Below are 1,831 nucleotides of genomic sequence, written 5' to 3'. Positions count from 1 at the left end.
GCGTCTCTGTCGTAGGGCCAGATGCCGAACTCGTCGACGACGAGGACCTTGGGAGCGAGGTAGACACGCATGCGCCGCCCGAGGTTCTGCTCGGCCTGGGCCCTCCTGAGGTCTTCCATCAGGTCGTAGGCGCGGACGAAGTAAGCGCCATAGCCGTGCCCAATCGCCTTGAGCGCCAATGCGACGGCCAGGTGGGTCTTGCCCACGCCGGGCGGTCCGAGCAGCAGGATGTTGGTGGCTTCGGCGACGAAGGCGAGGTTGGCCAACTCCTTGACCTGGCGCTCGTCGACGGAGGGCTGGAAGTCGAAGTCGAACTGCTCGATGGAGCGTTGGAAGGGAAGATGCGCGAGCTTGGTTCTCGTGGTCAGGTAGCGCTCGCGGCGAGCATTGACCTCCACGCCCAGCAGATCGGCGAGCATCTCCGGATAGGTCAACTGCTTGCCGGCCGCCGCGTCCAGAGCGTTATCGAGCGCTTCCGCCGCCTGCTTGAGCCCCAGGCTCTCCAGGTGCTGACGGGTCTGCTCCAGGGCGATCATCGCACACCTCCCAGCGCAGCCAGCTCGTAGACGTCCAGGGAGCGCCGCTCCACGTCACCAGCCGTCACCTGGACTGCCACGGCCTCCCGCTGTGGACGGCCGTCCCCCCTGGGCAACCCTTCCCACTGGCCCGGCGCGGTGAAGCGCTGGCCGGAGTGTTCGGCACGGGGATGCACCGCCAGGCGCTGGTCGCCCGTCCAGATCTCCACCGTCCCCGAGCGTTGTCCCACCTGGACCGTCGCTCCCGCCCACCGCCAGGGCACACCGTAGCGGGAGCCTTCCCAGTGCACGTAGCCGTCATGCGCCACCCTGCGGTCGTCCCGCAGATACGGCGCCAGCGCCGAACGCTCCGGCAGCCCGCCGAGCTGGACCCGCTCCTCGGCCAGCATCGCCCAGGGATGCCGACCCGTCGTCCCGTGAACGCGCCGGTTCGCCACGCCGTCGCACCACTCGAGGGTCTGCCGGTTCAGGTCCGCGTCATCCGTGAAGCGGATGCTGGGCCACAGGTTGCCGCGCACATACTTGACTCCGCTCTCCACCTTCCCCTTTGTCTGCGCCCGATATGGCTGGCACACCCGCAGCTCGAATCCGATGCGCAGCGACATGTCCAGCATCCGCCGGTTCCACTCCGGACGCCCGTCCGCATCCCGGCCCAGCACCACCACCTTCGCGTTGTCATACAGGCATCGCCGCGGCACACCCCCGAAGTATTCGAACGCGTTGACGTGGCACTGCATGAAGCTCGCCACGTCCGCACGCCGGACGAACTCAACGTAGATCGCTCGCGACCAGCCCATCACCATCACGAACGCCCAGAGCCGGTGCCTGCGGCCGTCTGCCCCAACGTAGCTGAAGCTGCCCCAGTCCACCTGCGCCTGCTCGCCGGGCTCCGTCTCGAACCGCATCGTCGCGCGCGGCTCGCGCCGAGGGCGCCGCAGCCGAACATACTCCACCAAGATCGTGTAGCCGCCTTCGTAGCCCAGCGACCGCAACTCCCGGTGCAGCACGACGCAGTTGTCCAAACCCTCCCCCAACCGGCGGTCGATGTAGCCGGTGTAGGTGTCCAGCTTGGACCCCCGCCGCGGGCGCTGCTTCGCCCGCGGCACTCCCGGCGACCTCAGATACTTGCGCACCGAGTTCCGGGAGACGCCCAGCTCCCGTGTGATCCCGCGGATCGAATACCCCTGACCCCTCATCTCGTACAGGTCTTTCATCGTCCCACCTTTCAGCAACGTTCTCCTCCCCGTCAGTCTGCAGGGAGGATGCTCTTGCTCAGGGGTGGGTCAATTCCATTC

General features: G+C 67.4%; 2 protein-coding genes. Both read right to left on the bottom strand.

All coding sequences use genetic code 11. The annotated features are described in order from the left end of the window. Nucleotides 1–536 (bottom strand): ATP-binding protein (locus OXF11_11680; GenBank protein ID MCY4487755.1); only part of this gene is annotated, 536 nt, incomplete at its 3' end. Further along, on the bottom strand, nucleotides 533–1,750 hold the full coding sequence (istA, locus tag OXF11_11675) for an IS21 family transposase (GenBank protein ID MCY4487754.1): 1,218 nt from the start codon (nucleotides 1,748–1,750) through the stop codon (nucleotides 533–535). The genes OXF11_11680 and istA, both read right to left, overlap by 4 nt. Nucleotides 1,751–1,831 lie beyond the last annotated feature (81 nt).

It is taken from the genome of Deltaproteobacteria bacterium (assembly GCA_026712905.1).
Taxonomy (GTDB): domain Bacteria; phylum Desulfobacterota; class Binatia; order UBA9968; family JAJDTQ01; genus JAJDTQ01.
Note: the sequence above shows the minus strand (reverse complement) of the source record. Positions and strands in the feature narration are given on the sequence as shown.

Excerpts from the sequence above, each read along its gene's own strand:
- istA (MCY4487754.1), bottom strand. The coding sequence starts at position 1,750 with ATGAAAGACCTGTACGAGATGAGGGGTCAGGGGTATTCGATCCGCGGG.